Genomic DNA, 15,708 nt, shown 5'->3' on the forward strand with positions numbered 1-15,708 from the left:
CGGCCGCGTCGCTCTGTTGTCACACAAGCGCACGAAAACGCTGCAGCCGAGCGACCGAAGGACACTGCGATGCCCGAAGGAGAACGTGCCATGCCGACCGAAGACGATGCGCTGGCCTCCGCCGTCGTCGCTCATGACGTCGAGCCGGAGGCAACGCCCGATCCCCAGAACCTCAAGATGGCGCGGGAAAGCGGCGATGCGTCCGCCGCGGCCGTCGAGGTCGCGGTTCCCGACGGCGTCAGCCTGCGCGACAAGCCCGAGCGCTTCATCAACCGCGAGCTGTCCTGGCTCCACTTCAATCGCCGCGTCTTCGAGGAAGCGTCTAACGAGGCGCATCCGCTGCTCGAACAGCTCCGCTTCCTCTCCATTTCGGCCAACAATCTCGACGAGTTCTTCATGGTGCGCGCCGCCGGCCTGCGCGGGCAGGTGCGCACCGGCGTCGAGACCCGCTCGGAGGATGGCCTGACGCCGGCCGAGCAGCTCGCGGCCATCGGCAAGGCGGTGTCGACGCTGGCCCTCGACCAGCAGCGCCGCTGGCGCGAGCTCAAGGACAGGCTGCTCGACAACGGCATCGTCATCGTCGACAGCACTGACCTGACCCAAGCCGAGAGCATGTGGCTGGAGGACCATTTCCTCAGCCACATCTTCCAGATCCTGACGCCGCTGGCGGTCGATCCGGCGCATCCGTTCCCCTTCATTCCCAATCTGGGGTTCTCGATCGCGCTGTCGCTGTTCCGCCAGAGCGACCACCGGGCGCTCAACGCGCTGATCCGTGTGCCCAACAAGGTGGAGCGCTTCATCCGGCTGCCGGATTTCGCCGAGACGGGGGCGCAGCGGCTGCTGCCGCTGGAGCTGGCCATCGTCCTGTTCACCGGCCGGCTCTTCCCGGGCTACACCGTGACCGGCCAGGGCGGCTTTCGCATCATCCGCGACAGCGACCTGGAGATCGAGGAGGAGGCGGAAGACCTGGTGCGCCTGTTCGAGACGGCGCTGAAGCGCCGTCGGCGCGGCACGGTGATCCGGGTCGAGGTCGACAGCCACATGTCGGAGGAGCTGCGCAACTTCGTCATCGGCGAGCTCGACGTATCGGCCGACGAGGTCTTCCTGGTGGAGGGCATGCCGGCGCTGAACGAATTGTCGCAGCTGGTATCCATCGACCGGCCGGACCTCAAGTTCAAGCCCTACCACCCGCGCTATCCCGAGCGGGTCCGCGAGCACGCGGGTGACTGCTTTGCCGCCATCCGGCAGAAGGACCTGATCATCCACCACCCCTATGAGTCCTTCGACGTGGTGGTGCAGTTCCTCCAGCAGGCGGCGCGCGACCCCAACGTCGTCGCCATCAAGCAGACCCTTTACCGCACCTCGTCGGACTCGCCGATCGTGAAGGCGCTCGCGGAGGCGGCCGAGGCCGGCAAGTCGGTGACGGCGCTGGTCGAGCTCAAGGCGCGCTTCGACGAGGAGGCCAACATTCGCTGGGCCCGCGATCTGGAGCGGGCCGGCGCGCAGGTGGTGTTCGGCTTCATCGAGCTGAAGACCCACGCCAAGCTGTCCTCGGTGGTGCGGCGTGAGGGCGGCCAGTTGGTGACGTACTGTCACGTGGGCACGGGCAACTACCACCCGATTACCGCCCGCATCTACACCGATCTGTCCTATTTCACGGCCGATCCGATCATCGCCCATGACGTCGCGCGCATCTTCAACTTCATCACCGGTTACGCGGAGCCCGCGGAGCTGGAGCGCATGGCGGTGTCCCCGGTCACGCTGAAGGCGCGCATCCTCCAGCATATCGACGAGGAGATCGCGCACGCCAAGGCCGGGCGCCCCGCCGCGATCTGGCTGAAATGCAATTCGCTCGTCGACCCCGTCGTGATCGATGCGCTTTATGTGGCGAGCCAGGAGGGCGTGCAGGTCGACTGCGTGATTCGCGGCATCTGCTGTCTGCGACCCGGGATCCCGGGACTCTCGGAGAACATCCGCGTCAAATCGATCGTCGGGCGTTTTCTGGAGCATAGTCGCATCTACGCCTTCGGAAACGGCCTGGGCCTTCCTAACCAAAAGGCACACGTCTATATCTCGTCGGCCGATCTGATGCAGCGGAACCTGGATCGGCGGGTCGAGGCGCTGTGTCCCATCGCGACGCCGACGGTCCACCAGCAGGTCCTCGACCAGATCATGTTGGCCAATCTGCTGGACAACGAACAGAGCTGGCGGGTTTTGCCAGATGGCTCCGCCACCCGTATCCAACGCATGCAGGGCGAGGAGCCATTCAACGCTCATCGCTACTTCATGACCAATCCGAGTTTGTCTGGACGTGGAAAGTCACTCAAGGATTCGAGCCCTCGTACCCTTCCGAAGCGCTCGACCAAGCGATAGCGACAACGTTCGGTCCGGCGAGGGCGCCCGGGTGGGCGACGGCGGCGACAAGGCGCCGGGACGTCTGGTGATCGGGCCGCCGGTCGCCATCGTCGACATCGGTTCCAACTCGGTTCGCCTCGTCGTCTACGAGGGGCTGACGCGTTCGCCGACGCCGCTCTTCAACGAGAAGGTGTTGTGCGGCCTGGGCCGCAGCGTCGCGAGCACCGGCCAGTTGGCCGAGGAGGCGGTCGCCAAGGCGCTGCGGGCGCTCGCGCGGTTCCGGGTTCTCTGCGGGATCATGAAGGTCGCCGAGATCCACGTGCTGGCGACCGCCGCCGTGCGCGATGCCGCCAACGGCCAGGATTTTCTCGCCAAGGCCGAGGCGGTCAGCGGCTGCCAGATCAAGCTGCTGGCGGGCACCCGGGAAGCCGAGCTGTCGGCCCTCGGCGTCATCTCGGGCTTTCATCGCCCGGACGGCGTCGTCGGCGACCTCGGTGGCGGCAGCCTGGAACTGGTGGATGTGAAGGGTAGCGCCATGGGCGCCGGTGTCAGCCTGCGCCTGGGCGGTCTTGCCTTGCAGGACGCCGCCGGCGGCTCGCTCAAGAAGGCGCAGAAGATCGCCCGCGAGGCCTTGGCCGGGATCGATCAGGCCGAGGCGATGCGGGGCCGCAACTTCTATGCGGTCGGCGGCACGTGGCGCGCGTTGGCGACGCTGCATATGAGCCAGATGGGCTACCCGCTCCACGTGATGCACAGCTACACGATCACGCCGCGCGACGCGATGGATTTCGCCAGCATGGTCGAACGGGTCGAGGCCGGCACGCTCGACGCGATCGACAACGTCTCCGAGGCGCGTCGACCATTGCTCGCCTACGGCGCTCTGGTGCTCGAAGAAATCATTCGGCGCGGCAAGCCCAAGGCGATCGTCATCTCGGCGCTCGGCGTGCGCGAGGGGCTGCTCTACGAATTGCTCGACGACGAGAGCCGCGCCCTCGACCCGCTGCTGACCGCGGCGGCGGAGTTCAACGAACTGCGCGCGCGATCACCGGCCCACGCCGAGGAGCTGGTGGCCTGGATGGACGATCTGTTCCATTCACTGCACTTGGACGAGACGGCCGACGAGCGGCGCGTGCGCCATGCGGTTTGCCTCGTCTCGGACATTTCCTGGCGCGCGCACCCGGACTATCGCGGCGAGCAGGCGCTCGGCCTCCTCGCGCAGGCCTCGTTCGTGAGTCTTGATCACGCCGAGCGAGCCTTCATCGCGCTGGCCAACTATTTCCGCCACGTCGGGCTGTCGGATGATGGCAACTTGCGGGCCCGCGAGCTGTTGACGGTGCGGATGCTCGACCGCGCCCGCATCCTGGGGGCGGCGATGCGGGTTGCCTACATCCTGTCGGCGGCGATGCCAGGCGTGCTGCCGCGGGTGCCGTTGCGGGCGGTGCAGCAGCGGCTGACCCTGCGGGTGCCGCTCGACATGGCGGACGTCTCCAGCGATCGGATTGCCAACCGCCTGCGGCAATTGGCGAAGCTCGTCGGTCGCGAGCCATCCGTCGTCACCGGCGGCTGACCGAAGGGCTCGGCCGAACCACCCGGGCCGGGCATGCTTGACGACGCGAGCGGTCTCGATCGAGAGTTCTCGCTCTCGCCTGCTCTGCCTCAGATAGCGACGATCTTTACGCGCGAGCGTTCGACGGCAAGCGACAACCTGCCGTTTTTCAGCGCCAGAGCCCGCTCGCCGAAAATGTCGCGGCGCCAGCCCTTGAGGGCCGGCACGTCGGCCTGGTCGTCGGCGGCAATGGCATCGAGGTCGTCGACCGAGGCGATGATCTTCGGCGCGACCCGTTCGCCCTCCGAGACCGCCTTGAGCAGCACCTTGAGGAGGTCGAGCAGGGCGCCGCCGCCCGCGCGGCCTCGCTCGCGCGACGGCAGCTCGATGTCGGCAGGGTCGCGCGCCAGCCCGCGCGCCACCGCCTCGAGGACATCGCTGGCGGCGCGTGACCGCTCGAAGCCATTCGGCACCGACCGCAACAGGCCGAGCGCCTCGGCGCTGCGGGGAGCGTGCGTCGCGACGTCGACGAGCGTGTCGTCCTTCATGACGCGCGAGCGCGGCACGTCGCGTGAGCGCGCCTCGCGCTCGCGCCACGCAGCGAGCTCGATCAATACCGCCGCGTCGCGTGGCTTGCGGATACGGCTGGCGAGCCTGAGCCAGGCATCCTCGGGCTTGGTCGCGTAGGTCGCCGGCGAGGTGAGGATGGCCATTTCCTCGTCCAGCCACGCTTCGCGGCCCGTCTCGGCCAACTGCGAGCGGAGCGCTCCATAGATCGTGCGCAGGTGCGTCACGTCGGCGAGGGCATAGGTGAGCTGCTGCTCGGAGAGCGGCCGGCGCGACCAGTCCGTGAAACGCGAACTCTTGTCGATGCGGGCCTTCGCCAGGTCGTTGGCGAGCTGCTCGTAAGAGACAGAATCGCCGTAGCCGCAGACCATGGCCGCGATCTGCGTGTCGAACAGCGGCGTCGGGATCAGGTGTCCCATGAACCAGATGATCTCGACGTCCTGGCGCGCCGAGTGGAACACCTTCTCCACCACCGGGTCGGCCATCAGCGCAAAGAAGGGCGCCAGATCGATGCCCGGGGCCAGCGGATCGACGAGCACCGCGTCCTCGGGCCCGGCCATCTGCAGCAGGCAGAGCTTGGAATAATAGGTGCTCTCGCGCAGGAACTCGGTGTCGACGGTAACGTAGGAGTGGCGGGCCAGGCGCGCGCAGACGGCGGCGAGGTCGGGCGTCGTGGTGATCAAGTCCATGCCCGCGCTATAACCCAGCGTGCGCGTGCTGTCCGCAGTTTTGGCCTGCTCCCGCCGCATTTTAGCCAAGCGTGGCATTCTGTCCTGTCCGATGCGCGTCGCGGGCCCGAGCGCGGCCGGCGCGCGTTCCTTGACAAGGCGCCGGCCCTATGGGTTTCTCCGGCCCCACTCGCGCGGGTCAGGGGGGAACCCCCGGAGCCCGACTTCGCTGTTGAGATCTGGTTTTCCGATGCACCGTTATCGCTCCCACACGTGTGGCGCCCTGCGCGCGTCCGACATCGACCAACAGGTGCGCCTGTCGGGATGGTGCCACCGCATCCGCGATCATGGCGGCGTGCTGTTCATCGACCTGCGGGATCACTACGGCATGACGCAGTGCGTGGCCGACCCGGATTCGCCGGCCTTCAAGCAACTCGAGCAGGTGCGCTCCGAATGGGTGATCCGCGTCGACGGCAAGGTGCGCCGCCGGCCGGGGGGCACCGAGAATGCCGAGCTGCCGACCGGGGAAATCGAGATCTACGTCACAGAGGCCGAGGTGCTGGGGCCGGCGGCGGAGCTGCCCATGCCGGTGTTCGGCGACCAGGAGTATCCCGAGGACATCCGCCTCCGGTACCGCTTCCTCGATCTGCGGCGCGACAAGCTGCACGCCAACATCATGCGGCGCGGCGAGGTGATCGACAGCCTGCGCCGGCGCATGAAGGAACAGCACTTCTTCGAGTTCCAGACGCCGGTCCTGACCGCCTCGTCGCCGGAAGGCGCACGCGACTTCCTGGTGCCGAGCCGGTTGCACCCGGGCAAGTTCTACGCGCTGCCCCAGGCGCCGCAGCAGTTCAAGCAGCTCATCATGATCGCCGGATTCGATCGCTACTTCCAGATCGCGCCCTGCTTCCGCGACGAGGACGCGCGGGCCGACCGCTCGCCCGGCGAGTTCTACCAGCTCGACATCGAGATGAGCTTCGTCACGCAGGAGGACGTCTTCCAGGCGGTCGAGCCGGTGCTGCGCGGCGTGTTCGAGGAGTTCGGCGAGGGTAAGCCCGTCACGCCGACCTTTCCCCGCATTCCCTACAAGGAAGCCATGCTGAAGTATGGCTCGGACAAGCCGGACCTGCGCAATCCGCTGATCATCGCCGATGTCTCGGCCCTGTTCAGCCGCGACGAGGTGTCGTTCAAGGCGTTCAAGTCGCTGGTGGCGGGGGGCGGCGTGGTGCGTGCGATCCCGGCGCCCGGAGCGGCGGCGCAGCCGCGCTCGTTCTTCGACAAGCTCAACGACTGGGCGCGGGGCGAGGGGGCGCCCGGGCTCGGCTACATCGTGTTCGAGGCGGATGGAAGCGGGCTTGCCGGCAAGGGGCCGATCGCCAAGTTCATTCCTGCGGAGGTGCTGGCCGAGATCGCTGCGGCCGCCGGCGTCAAGGCAGGCGATGCGGTGTTCTTCGCGGCCGGCGAGGCCGGCAAGGCGGCGAGCCTGGCGGGCAAGGCGCGGCAGCGCGTCGGGGAGGAGTTGGGCTTGGTCGACACCGAGCGCTTCGAACTCTGCTGGATCACCGATTTTCCGATGTACGAGTGGAGCGAGGACGAGAAGAAGATCGACTTCTCCCACAATCCCTTCTCCATGCCGAACTTTCCGCTGGACGACTTCCTGGCGCTGGATGCGGCCGACAAGGACACCATCCTCGCCATCAATGCCTTTCAGTACGACATCGTCTGCAACGGCATCGAGCTGTCGTCGGGCGCCATCCGCAACCATCGTCCCGATGTGATGCGCAAGGCCTTTGCCATCGCGGGCTACGGCGAGGACGTGCTGGAGGCGAAGTTCGGCGGCATGCTGCGCGCCCTGACCTACGGGGCGCCGCCGCACGGCGGCATCGCCCCCGGCGTCGACCGCATCGTCATGCTGCTCTGCGGCGAGCAGAACCTGCGGGAGGTCGTCCTCTTCCCGATGAACCAGCGCGCCGAAGACCTGCTCATGGGGGCGCCGGCCGAGGTGACGCCCAAGCAGCTGCGCGAGCTCCACATCCGGCTCAATCTGCCGGAGAAGTAGCGCGCTTCGCCGTGGCGCCGGCCCCGTCAGCGACCGCCGTCGTCGTCGCCTGGAACAGCGCCGAGGCGCTGCCCGCCTGCCTTGAGGCCCTGGCGGCGAACGGCATTGCAGCCATCGTCGTCGACAATGCCAGCGACGACGATACCGCCGGCGTGGCCGAGGCGCACGGCGCCCGCTTTCTCCGCAACCGGCGCAATGAGGGCTACGGCCGGGCCAACAACATCGGTGTGCGAGCCGCCGAGACCGAGCTCGTCCTCATCGTGAACCCCGATTGCCTGCTCGACAGGGGCGCCGCAGCCGCGCTGATCGAGGCCGCCGGCCGGTACCCGGATGCGGGCCTGCTCGCCCCGCGCATCGTCGAGCCGGACGGGCGGGTTTTCTTCCAGCGCCGCTCGCTGCTGTCGCCCTATCTGACCAACCCGACCGGCGCGCTGCACCTGCCCGAGGGCGATTGTTGCGCGCCGTTTCTGTCCGGCGCCTGCCTCCTGTTGCGGCGGCAGCTGTTTCTCGGGCTCGGCGGCTTCGACGAACAGATCTTCCTGTTCTACGAGGACGACGACCTGTGCCGCCGGGTGGCCGACTCGGGACACGCGCTGGTGCACGTGGATGGGGCGGTCGCGCGCCATGGGCGCGGCCGCTCGGCCGCGCCGCAGCCGGGCCGCGTCTTTCGCACACGCTGGCATCAGGCCTGGTCGCGCGCCTATGTCAGCCGCAAATGGGCGCTGCCCGGCCCGGCTCCGGCCATGGCGGCCGCCAACGCGGTCAAGGCGGCATTGTCGTGCCTGACCTTGCAGCCCGCCTTGATCGAGCGCTATGGCGGCACCATGGCCGGCGCGCTGGCGTTCATGCGCGGGGAGACGGCGCTGGCCCGCGAGGGGCTCGAGCAGCCGGGCGAGGAGATGACGTGACCGCTACCGACGCCGGGGATACCCGGCAGGGCATGCTGCGCCGGCTGATCGTCGGCCCGACCGTCACCGCCGCCATGGCGCAGCCCCACAACAACTTCACGGTGATCCGGCTGGCGCTCGCCCTCGCCGTGGTGGTTTCGCACAGCTTCAGCGTGGTGACCGGAGTGGTCGAGGACGAGCCGCTCGTCACGAGCACCGGCTTCACCCTGGGTGAGCACGCCGTCAACGGCTTCTTCGTCGTCTCGGGCCTGCTGGTGACCATGAGCTACGACCGGCGCGGTTGGCGCGATTACGTCGCGGCGCGGCTGCTGCGCATCGCTCCCGCCCTGATCGCGGGAACCCTGCTGGTCGCGCTCATCCTGGGAGCCGTGATGACAAGTCTCTCCGTAGGCGCCTATCTCGGCGCGAGCGAAACCTGGCGCTTTATCTGGCGCACACTGAGCTCCTTCAAGAGCAACGCGGCCCTTCCCGGCGTCTTCGCCGACAATCCGTTCCGCTTTCCCATGGGGACGGTGTGGACGCTGAAATACGAGGTGCTCTGCTACGCCGGCGTTCTGGCGCTCGGCCTCACCGGCCTGCTGCGCAGCCGCGCCTTTGCCGTCGCGCTCGTCGCCGGGCTGACGCTGGCGGTCGCTGGTATCGATCTCTTCTATCCGGACGCGCCCAAGGGGCTGCAGACGTCCCTGCGCCTGCCGCTGTTGTTCGCGGCGGGCGGCGCCATCTACCGCCTCGGCGAGCGGTTGCCGCTCTCCATCGCCGTCGCGGCTGCGCTGGTGCTGGCGACGATCGCCTTGCGCGATACCTTCCTCTACCACGCCCTGCTGTTCCTGACGGAAGCCTACGGCATCGTCTGGCTGGCGCTGGTGCCGGTCTCGGCCCGGCTGCCGGAGCCCGCGGCCGACCTGTCCTACGGCACCTATCTCTTCGGCTGGCCTTTGCAGCAATCGCTGCATGCCCTGCTGCCGGCGTGGAGCGGCCTCGCGCTGCTGGCCCCGGCTACGGCTGCGACGCTGCTGGTTGCGGCCCTGTCATGGTATGTCGTCGAGAAGCCGGCGCTCGGGCTCAAGCGGCAATTGCTCAAGCTGGCGCCTGCACCCGCTGCGGCGCCAGCTGGACTTTAGACGCCGTCTCTGCGTTCTGAGCGGGGCAAAACGCTCGTGCGATGTCCTACGGGCTGCGGGGTAGCGCGCGCACTGCGTTCACGAAGTCTGCCACGCGGTTCGACAAAAGCAGCGGGATGAGCTGCTGCACGTGCGCCTCCGGCATGTCCCACCAAGTGCTCGCCAGCAGCGCGGCGACGGCCGCCTCGTCGAAGCGCAGGCGGATGAGCTTGGCCGGATTGCCGCCGACGATGGCATAGGGCGGGACGTCCTTGGTCACGACGGCGCGCGCGGCGACGACGGCGCCGTGGCCGACCGTGACGCCCGACATGATCATCGCGCCCGAGCCGAGCCAGACGTCGCTGCCAATGGCAACGTCGCCGCCCGACGCGTGGTGCTCCCCGGCCGAGCCGGGCCAGACCGCGGGGAAGGCCGGAAACGGGAAGGTACTGATCCAGTCCGTGCGGTGGTTGCCACCAAGCAGGATCTCGACTTTGTCGGCGATCGAGCAGTAACGGCCGATCGACAGATTCGCTCCGGATTCAGGAAAACGCACCTTCGGCCGGCCGTAGCTGTAGGCGCCGATCTGGAACCCGTAGCGCTTGGTCAGACGAGCGAGGTGGATGCGTGTCTCGTTGTGTGGATTGCGCAGGCGGTCGAGCCAGGTCATGTCGGTGCATCGCGCTCCCCGCGCGCCGCCTCGGGACGAGGCCCTAGCGGCTCGTCACGCCGACCTACGTCATCGTCCTGGCGCATGGCTTCGCCCAAAAAACCCTCTGCGTTCGGCGGGAAAGCTCTAGAGCATTTCCCGATCAGATGGAATCGCCGATCGGGGGCAAATACTCCAAGTTATTGAGTCTGGAGCGCTTCTCTCCCATCGGTCGAAGCGCGCTTTAATTGGCCGTGGCCTTGATGTCGAGTTGCTCGAGCAGATTGCTCGGATTGCCGGCGGCGGCCATGAAGTCGGCGGCGCCCAAGCCCTGCGGATCCCTGGCGGTGGCGGTGATCTCGAGCAGGCCTGGCTTGGCGATGAAGCGCGCCACGGCGTTGCCCAGCGTGCGCGCCTGGGGCGAGCCCCCGAGGAAGCCGGGGATAATGATGGCGGCAGCCGAGCCGTAGGCCTTGCGCAGGTCCTCCGGCGTCTTTCCTTCCTGGTCGGCCTGCCGCGCCAGCAGGCGATTGGCCAGACCCCGGTCGGCCAGCGATAGCGACAGCGATTTGACCGTCGCGCCAGCCAGCGCCACCTGCACCAGCGCCTCGTCGCCAGAGAAGATGTCCTTGCCGACGTTGCCCAAGACGCCGCCGAGCTTGACCGTTGCCATATCGGCGCCGCTCAAGGTCAGATTGTCGAGCTTGAGCTCCTGCGTCGCCGGCCGCCAGTCGAAGTCCGTCGTGCCGGATAGGTCCACCGTCTTATAGCCCATGGCGATGAGCGTCTTGATGCTGTCATCGGCAGAGGTCGAGGGCAGGGCGAAGGTCACGTGATCGACGGCCGCCGTCCAGGCCGCCGGCACGCCGTCGACCGGCTGGCTACCCACGACGGACGAGCTCTTCAGGCCAAACCGCAGCCGCTCGGTCGGAGCGCTGTCGTTGGGCAGATCGGCCACGAGGTCGGCCATCTTGATCGTGGTTCCGCGCAGCGCGATCGCCGTCGCGGCGCTCTGGCCGCTCGCCGGAGCGCCGCTGCGGCCGTCGAGGAAAGAGCCTTCGTAGGACAGGCTCCCCACGGTGAGGCGCCCATCCGGCGGCATCAGCTGAATGTCGGCGAACGCCATGCTGTGGGCGGCGGCGCTGCCGGCGAACGTCGCACGGGCGATCCGTCCCCTGGTGGGCTTGGGCGTCTCGGCATGCTTGTCCGGATCGTCCACGGTGGTGTCGAGCAGCTCGATCGAGCCGACGGCCAAGGATTGGAGAAGCTCTGCCAGCGCGCTCCTCTGGGCGGCGGTGTCGGAGGCCTTGGCCGTCTCAGCTGCGGCGCCCATCTGCGCCATAAGGGCGGAGAAGGGGCGGGTCGGCGGTCGCAGCTTGATGTCCGAACCGGCGATCTTCTGGATACCGACCTCGACGTCGTCGCCGGTCGTAAGCTGGAGGCTGTCGAGCGCGAAGGATGCGTATGCGGTCGTCAACGGCGTAGCGCCGCTGTCGCTCGTCTCCGTATAGAAGCGGGCCACCACCGGCATGTCGGCGCCCTGGACGCTGACTGGCCCGAACGTACCCTTGACCCGGCTGGCGCTCGTGCCCCCCTCCACCGTGCCGCCACTCGCCGTCGCGCTCGCCACCACCCCGTTCGTCACGCCGGTGAGGACGATGTCCCGGTAGACGACGGTGCCGGTTTCGCCGGCGTGGCGGCTCTCGACGGTCACCGAGGGCATGGCGATGCGGCTTGCCGACAGGCGGGCCAGCCTGCTCCCGAGCTTGTCTCCGTCGTCCTTCGCGAAGAGCCCGCGCAGATCCTGCTCCGAGACGCTGCCGCCGCTCACCTCGATGCGCGGAATGCGGAAGGCCAGATCGCCCGCATCGACGGTCACGTCGTTGACGATCAAGGGATCGGCGGCCGCGGCGGCTGGGACCAGCGCAAAACCGCCTTGCAGGGAGATCGCGCCAGCACGCATGCGAAATCCGCCGGCCGCGGAGACGACGTCGGTGAGGCGGACCCGGCCGCTCAGTGGATCGGCGATGACGCTTCCGGCCCGAGCTCCCAGGCCGCCCAACGCGGTGTGGACCTGGTACGCGCTCCACCATGCGCCGCCCGCCGCAACGAGGCCCGCCAGAGCCGTGGTGGCCAGCAGGACGACGGCCCGTCGCCGGGGCCGCCACCCGGAGCTGATGGTGCCGGAGGGGGCGGGGGGAGACGCCGTCATCACTGCTCCAATCCCATGGTCTGCGAGCCCGGCGGGGAACCGGACGCACCGCATCAGCGGCCGCACGCGCCTTCATGCGGCACGGAGCTACGGTGGCGCAAGCGCTCGCTGTCCTCGCCCGTCCTTAGACGGAGAAGGACGTGCCGCAGCCGCAGGAGGCCGTCGCGTTAGGGTTCTCGATCTTGAACGACTGGCCGATCAGATCGTCGACGAAGTCGATGACCGAGCCTTGCATGAACTCCAGCGATGTCGGGTCGACCAGCACTTCGACGCCGTCGCGTTCGATCACCAGGTCGTCCGCCTCCCGGCCATGGGCGATGTCGAAGGCGTATTGAAACCCGGAGCAGCCGCCGCCGTTGACGCTGATGCGCAGCGCCGAGCCGACGGGCTCCGCCTTCAGCACCTGGTGGATGCGGCGCGCGGCACGTTCCGTCATGCTCACCCGCCCGTCGATGTATGCCTGGTCGATCATTTGCGACATTGAGCTCGGCCCTTGCCTTCCGACTTGGCTGAAAGGTAAGTCGCGCCGACGGTCGCTTCAACTGCGAGGAATGCGATGCGCCCTTTCGGCGAACGTTGGTTGGCTGCCTACGCCGTAAATCCGCGTGACAGCCGGGGCCGTCTGTGGCCGGAGGCTCCGTCGCCCACCCGCAGTCCCTTTCAGCGCGACCGTGACCGGGTGATCCATTCCACGGCCTTCCGCCGGCTGAAGCACAAGACCCAGGTTTTCGTGTATCATGAGGGCGATCACTTCCGCACCCGGCTGACCCATTCGCTCGAGGTCAGCCAGATCGCGCGCGCCCTGGCGCGATCGCTCGGCCTCGACGAGGATCTGGCCGAAGCCCTGGCCCTGTCGCACGACCTCGGCCACACGCCGTTCGGCCACGTGGGAGAGGAGGCGCTCGATGCGTGCATGGGAGCGTTCGGCGGCTTCGACCACAACGCCCAGGCGCTGCGGGTGGTGACGCGGCTGGAGCGGCGCTATGCCGCCTTCGACGGCCTCAATCTCACTTGGGAGGCGCTCGAGGGCCTCGTGAAGCACAACGGCCCGCTGCTCGGGGCCGACGGGCAGCCGACCGAGCGCTATCGCAGCCGCGGCATTCCCGCCGCCATCCTCGAATACGATGCCGCGCACGACCTCTGGCTGGGAACGCACGCCAGCGCCGAGGCGCAGTGCGCGGCCCTGGCCGACGACATTGCCTACAATGCCCATGATCTCGACGACGGCCTGCGCGCCGGCCTGTTCTCGCTGGCGGATGCCCGGGCCGTGTCCTTTCTCGCCGGCATCGTGGACGAGATCGGGTCCCTGCATCCTGGGCTTGAGCCGTCGCGGGTCGTCCATGAGATGATGCGGCGGGTGATCACGCGCTTCGTCGAGGACGCCACCGCCGAGAGCGCCCGCCGGCTCGGGGCGCTGGCACCGCGGGACGCCGATGCGGTGCGCTTCGCCTCGGCGCCCGTCGTCGCCTTCTCACCCGCGTTCGTCGAGGCCGACAAGGCGATCAAGACGTTCCTGTTCTCCAACATGTACCGGCATCCCTACCTGATGCGCATGCGCAAGAAGGCGGATCGGGTGGTGCGTGACCTGTTTGGCATCATCCTCGCGGACAGCGAGCTGCTGCCGCCGGAATGGCGCGCCGGCCTCGATGGGGGGAACGAGGCGCGCCGGGCGCGCCGCGTCGCCGACTTCATCGCGGGCATGACCGACCGCTACGCCGAGGCCGAGCACGGGCGATTGTTTGACGCGACAGGGCGCAGTTGCTAGCCGAGGCAGTGCCCCGGCGCCCACGCGCGCGCCGGGGGGCACCCTGCATCAACGCCAGCGGCAAAGCGCCCCGATGAACATCTTCGATCTTTACGAGCAACGCCTGAAGACCGTGCTGTCGGGCTTGGCAGAGCGCGGCACGCTGCCGGCGGGGCTCGACGTCTCCCGCGTCGTGGTCGAGCCGCCGCGCGATTTTGGCCACGGCGACCTGGCGACCAACGCGGCGATGGTCCTGGCCAAGCCGGCCAAGAGCAACCCGCGCGCCCTGGCCGACGTGATCGCGGCGGCCATGCGCGAGGTGGACGGCGTCGCCCGGGCCGAGGTTGCCGGTCCCGGCTTCATCAACATCACGCTTGAGCCCGGCGTCTATGCCGAGGTGTTGCGCGCCGCCGTCCGTGACGGCCGCGACGTCGGCCGCTCGCGCCAAGGGGAGGGCATTCGCGTCAACGTGGAGTACGTCTCGGCCAACCCGACCGGCCCGATGCACGTGGGCCACGGCCGGGGCGCCGTATTCGGCGACGCGCTGGCGAACCTGCTCGCGGCGGCCGGCTACGACGTCAGCCGCGAATACTACATCAACGACGCGGGCGGCCAGGTCGACGTGCTCGCCCGGTCGGCCTTCCTGCGCTACCGCGAAGCCCTCGGCGAGGACATCGGGACGATCCCCGAGGGGCTTTATCCGGGCGACTATCTCAAAGGTGTCGGAGCGGCCCTGGCCAAGGCCTACGGGCCGACGCTGCTGGAGCAGAACGAGGACTGGCTGCCGACCGTGCGCGAGGCCGCCATCGATGCCATGATGGGGATGATCCGCGAAGACCTTGCAGCGCTGCGCATCCATCACGACGTCTTCTTCTCCGAGCGCTCGCTGGCGCACGGGGAGGTCGACCAGATCGCGGCGACGATCGCCGAGCTCAGGGCGCGGGACCTCGTCTACGAGGGCCGCCTGGCGCCGCCCAAGGGGCAGCCGATCGAGGATTGGGAGGACCGGGAGCAGACGCTGTTCCGCGCGACTGCGTTCGGCGACGATGTCGACCGGCCGCTGTTGAAGTCCGACGGCGCCTATACGTACTTCGCCGCCGACATCGCCTACCATCGCTCGAAGTTCGAGCGGGGCTTCTCCCATATGATCGACGTCTGGGGCGCCGATCACGGCGGCTACGTCAAGCGCATGCAGGCGGCCGTCTCCGCCGTCACCCAGGGGAAGGGTGAGCTCGACGTCAAGCTGTGCCAGCTCGTGCGGCTCCTCCGCCAGGGCGAGCCGGTGCGCATGTCGAAGCGGTCCGGCGATTTCGTCACATTGCGCGATGTCATCGACGAAGTGGGCGCCGATCCGGTGCGCTTCATGATGCTCTACCGCAAGAACGACGCGACGTTGGATTTCGATTTGGCCAAGGTGGTCGAGCAGTCCAAGGACAATCCGGTCTTCTACGTGCAGTACGCGCACGCCCGCTGCGCTTCGGTTTTCCGCCAGGCGGCGGAGGCTTTTCCCGGTGCGGACTTCTCGCCCGCGAGGCTGGCCGGGGCGCCGCTCACCTTGCTCGACGATCCCGCCGAGGTCGATCTGATCAAATGGGTCGCCCAATATCCCCGCATTCTCGGCGCGGCCGCAGTGGCTCACGAGCCTCACAGAATCGCCTTTTTCCTGTACGAACTCTCCAGCGCATTCCATAGCCTCTGGAACAGAGGCAAAGATCTGCCGGACTTACGGTTTATTAACCAGGAAAATCCAGAGTTGACGGCGGCGCGGCTGGCGCTGGTCCTTGCGGTCCGGTCCGTCGTTGCTTCGGGTCTTGCGATCTTGGGGGTCGGGGCGCCCGAAGAGATGCGCTGACGAACGGCGGCAGGCGCGAGCGCGCCCGGCCGGAGCGGCGGCGCATCG

General features: G+C 68.2%; 11 protein-coding genes. 7 read left to right on the forward strand and 4 right to left on the reverse strand.

Annotation, left to right across the window (positions count from 1 at the left end):
- Positions 1-177 precede the first annotated feature (177 nt).
- Together IEW34_RS14705 and ppx are read left to right on the forward strand one after the other, a co-directional pair.
- Entirely contained in the window at positions 178-2,373 is a 2,196-nt protein-coding gene (locus IEW34_RS14705) for an RNA degradosome polyphosphate kinase (RefSeq protein ID WP_188610285.1), read from the forward strand.
- A 31-nt stretch (positions 2,374-2,404) separates the two neighbouring features.
- On the forward strand, positions 2,405-3,922 hold the full coding sequence (gene ppx / locus IEW34_RS14710; protein ID WP_188609963.1) for an exopolyphosphatase: 1,518 nt from the start codon (positions 2,405-2,407) through the stop codon (positions 3,920-3,922).
- 89 nt (positions 3,923-4,011) lie between these two features.
- Here the strand turns inward: ppx and rnd are convergent, their stop codons facing one another.
- Complete coding sequence (gene rnd, locus IEW34_RS14715; RefSeq protein ID WP_188609964.1) at positions 4,012-5,157, reverse strand: ribonuclease D; 1,146 nt, start codon at positions 5,155-5,157, stop codon at positions 4,012-4,014.
- Positions 5,158-5,386: 229 nt separating this feature from the next.
- Here rnd and aspS point away from each other — a divergent pair, with 229 nt between their 5' ends.
- Genes aspS through IEW34_RS14730 form a run of 3 tightly spaced genes read left to right on the forward strand, consistent with a single transcriptional unit; the run spans position 5,387 to position 9,224 of the window.
- Positions 5,387-7,195 carry an aspartate--tRNA ligase gene (gene aspS / locus IEW34_RS14720; RefSeq protein ID WP_188609965.1) on the forward strand — a complete coding sequence of 603 codons (1,809 nt, stop codon included), beginning with the start codon at positions 5,387-5,389 and terminating at the stop codon, positions 7,193-7,195.
- Positions 7,196-7,206: 11 nt separating this feature from the next.
- Positions 7,207-8,103, forward strand: coding sequence for a glycosyltransferase family 2 protein (locus IEW34_RS14725; protein ID WP_188609966.1), 897 nt, complete (start codon positions 7,207-7,209; stop codon positions 8,101-8,103).
- Positions 8,104-8,135: 32 nt separating this feature from the next.
- Complete coding sequence (locus IEW34_RS14730; protein WP_188610286.1) at positions 8,136-9,224, forward strand: acyltransferase family protein; 1,089 nt, start codon at positions 8,136-8,138, stop codon at positions 9,222-9,224.
- A gap of 46 nt (positions 9,225-9,270) precedes the next feature.
- Here the strand turns inward: IEW34_RS14730 and IEW34_RS14735 are convergent, their stop codons facing one another.
- The 3 genes from IEW34_RS14735 to IEW34_RS14745 all read right to left on the reverse strand — a co-directional run bounded on the left by IEW34_RS14735 (position 9,271) and on the right by IEW34_RS14745 (position 12,500).
- Positions 9,271-9,873 carry a CatB-related O-acetyltransferase gene (locus tag IEW34_RS14735; RefSeq protein WP_188609967.1) on the reverse strand — a complete coding sequence of 201 codons (603 nt, stop codon included), beginning with the start codon at positions 9,871-9,873 and terminating at the stop codon, positions 9,271-9,273.
- Positions 9,874-10,096: 223 nt separating this feature from the next.
- Positions 10,097-12,064, reverse strand: coding sequence for an aq_1923 C-terminal domain (locus IEW34_RS14740; protein ID WP_188609968.1), 1,968 nt, complete (start codon positions 12,062-12,064; stop codon positions 10,097-10,099).
- Positions 12,065-12,188: 124 nt separating this feature from the next.
- Positions 12,189-12,500, reverse strand: coding sequence for a HesB/IscA family protein (locus IEW34_RS14745; RefSeq protein WP_188610287.1), 312 nt, complete (start codon positions 12,498-12,500; stop codon positions 12,189-12,191).
- 120 nt (positions 12,501-12,620) lie between these two features.
- Here IEW34_RS14745 and IEW34_RS14750 point away from each other — a divergent pair, with 120 nt between their 5' ends.
- Positions 12,621-13,829 (forward strand): deoxyguanosinetriphosphate triphosphohydrolase, encoded by a 1,209-nt coding sequence (locus IEW34_RS14750; protein ID WP_188609969.1) that lies wholly within the window; start codon positions 12,621-12,623, stop codon positions 13,827-13,829.
- A gap of 73 nt (positions 13,830-13,902) precedes the next feature.
- Positions 13,903-15,660, forward strand: coding sequence for an arginine--tRNA ligase (gene argS, locus IEW34_RS14755; RefSeq protein WP_188609970.1), 1,758 nt, complete (start codon positions 13,903-13,905; stop codon positions 15,658-15,660).
- The last annotated feature ends 48 nt before the right edge of the window (positions 15,661-15,708 follow it).

Origin of the sequence: Chelatococcus reniformis, from assembly GCF_014640075.1 — a bacterium.
Taxonomy (GTDB): Bacteria; Pseudomonadota; Alphaproteobacteria; order Rhizobiales; family Beijerinckiaceae; genus Camelimonas; species Camelimonas reniformis.

Excerpts from the sequence above, each read along its gene's own strand:
- IEW34_RS14705 (WP_188610285.1), top strand. The coding sequence starts at position 178 with ATGGCGCGGGAAAGCGGCGATGCGTCCGCCGCGGCCGTCGAGGTCGCG.
- rnd (WP_188609964.1), bottom strand. The coding sequence starts at position 5,157 with ATGGACTTGATCACCACGACGCCCGACCTCGCCGCCGTCTGCGCGCGC.
- aspS (WP_188609965.1), top strand. The coding sequence starts at position 5,387 with ATGCACCGTTATCGCTCCCACACGTGTGGCGCCCTGCGCGCGTCCGAC.
- IEW34_RS14730 (WP_188610286.1), top strand. The coding sequence starts at position 8,136 with ATGCTGCGCCGGCTGATCGTCGGCCCGACCGTCACCGCCGCCATGGCG.
- IEW34_RS14735 (WP_188609967.1), bottom strand. The coding sequence starts at position 9,873 with ATGACCTGGCTCGACCGCCTGCGCAATCCACACAACGAGACACGCATC.
- IEW34_RS14740 (WP_188609968.1), bottom strand. The coding sequence starts at position 12,064 with ATGACGGCGTCTCCCCCCGCCCCCTCCGGCACCATCAGCTCCGGGTGG.
- IEW34_RS14745 (WP_188610287.1), bottom strand. The coding sequence starts at position 12,500 with ATGACGGAACGTGCCGCGCGCCGCATCCACCAGGTGCTGAAGGCGGAG.
- IEW34_RS14750 (WP_188609969.1), top strand. The coding sequence starts at position 12,621 with ATGCGCCCTTTCGGCGAACGTTGGTTGGCTGCCTACGCCGTAAATCCG.
- argS (WP_188609970.1), top strand. The coding sequence starts at position 13,903 with ATGAACATCTTCGATCTTTACGAGCAACGCCTGAAGACCGTGCTGTCG.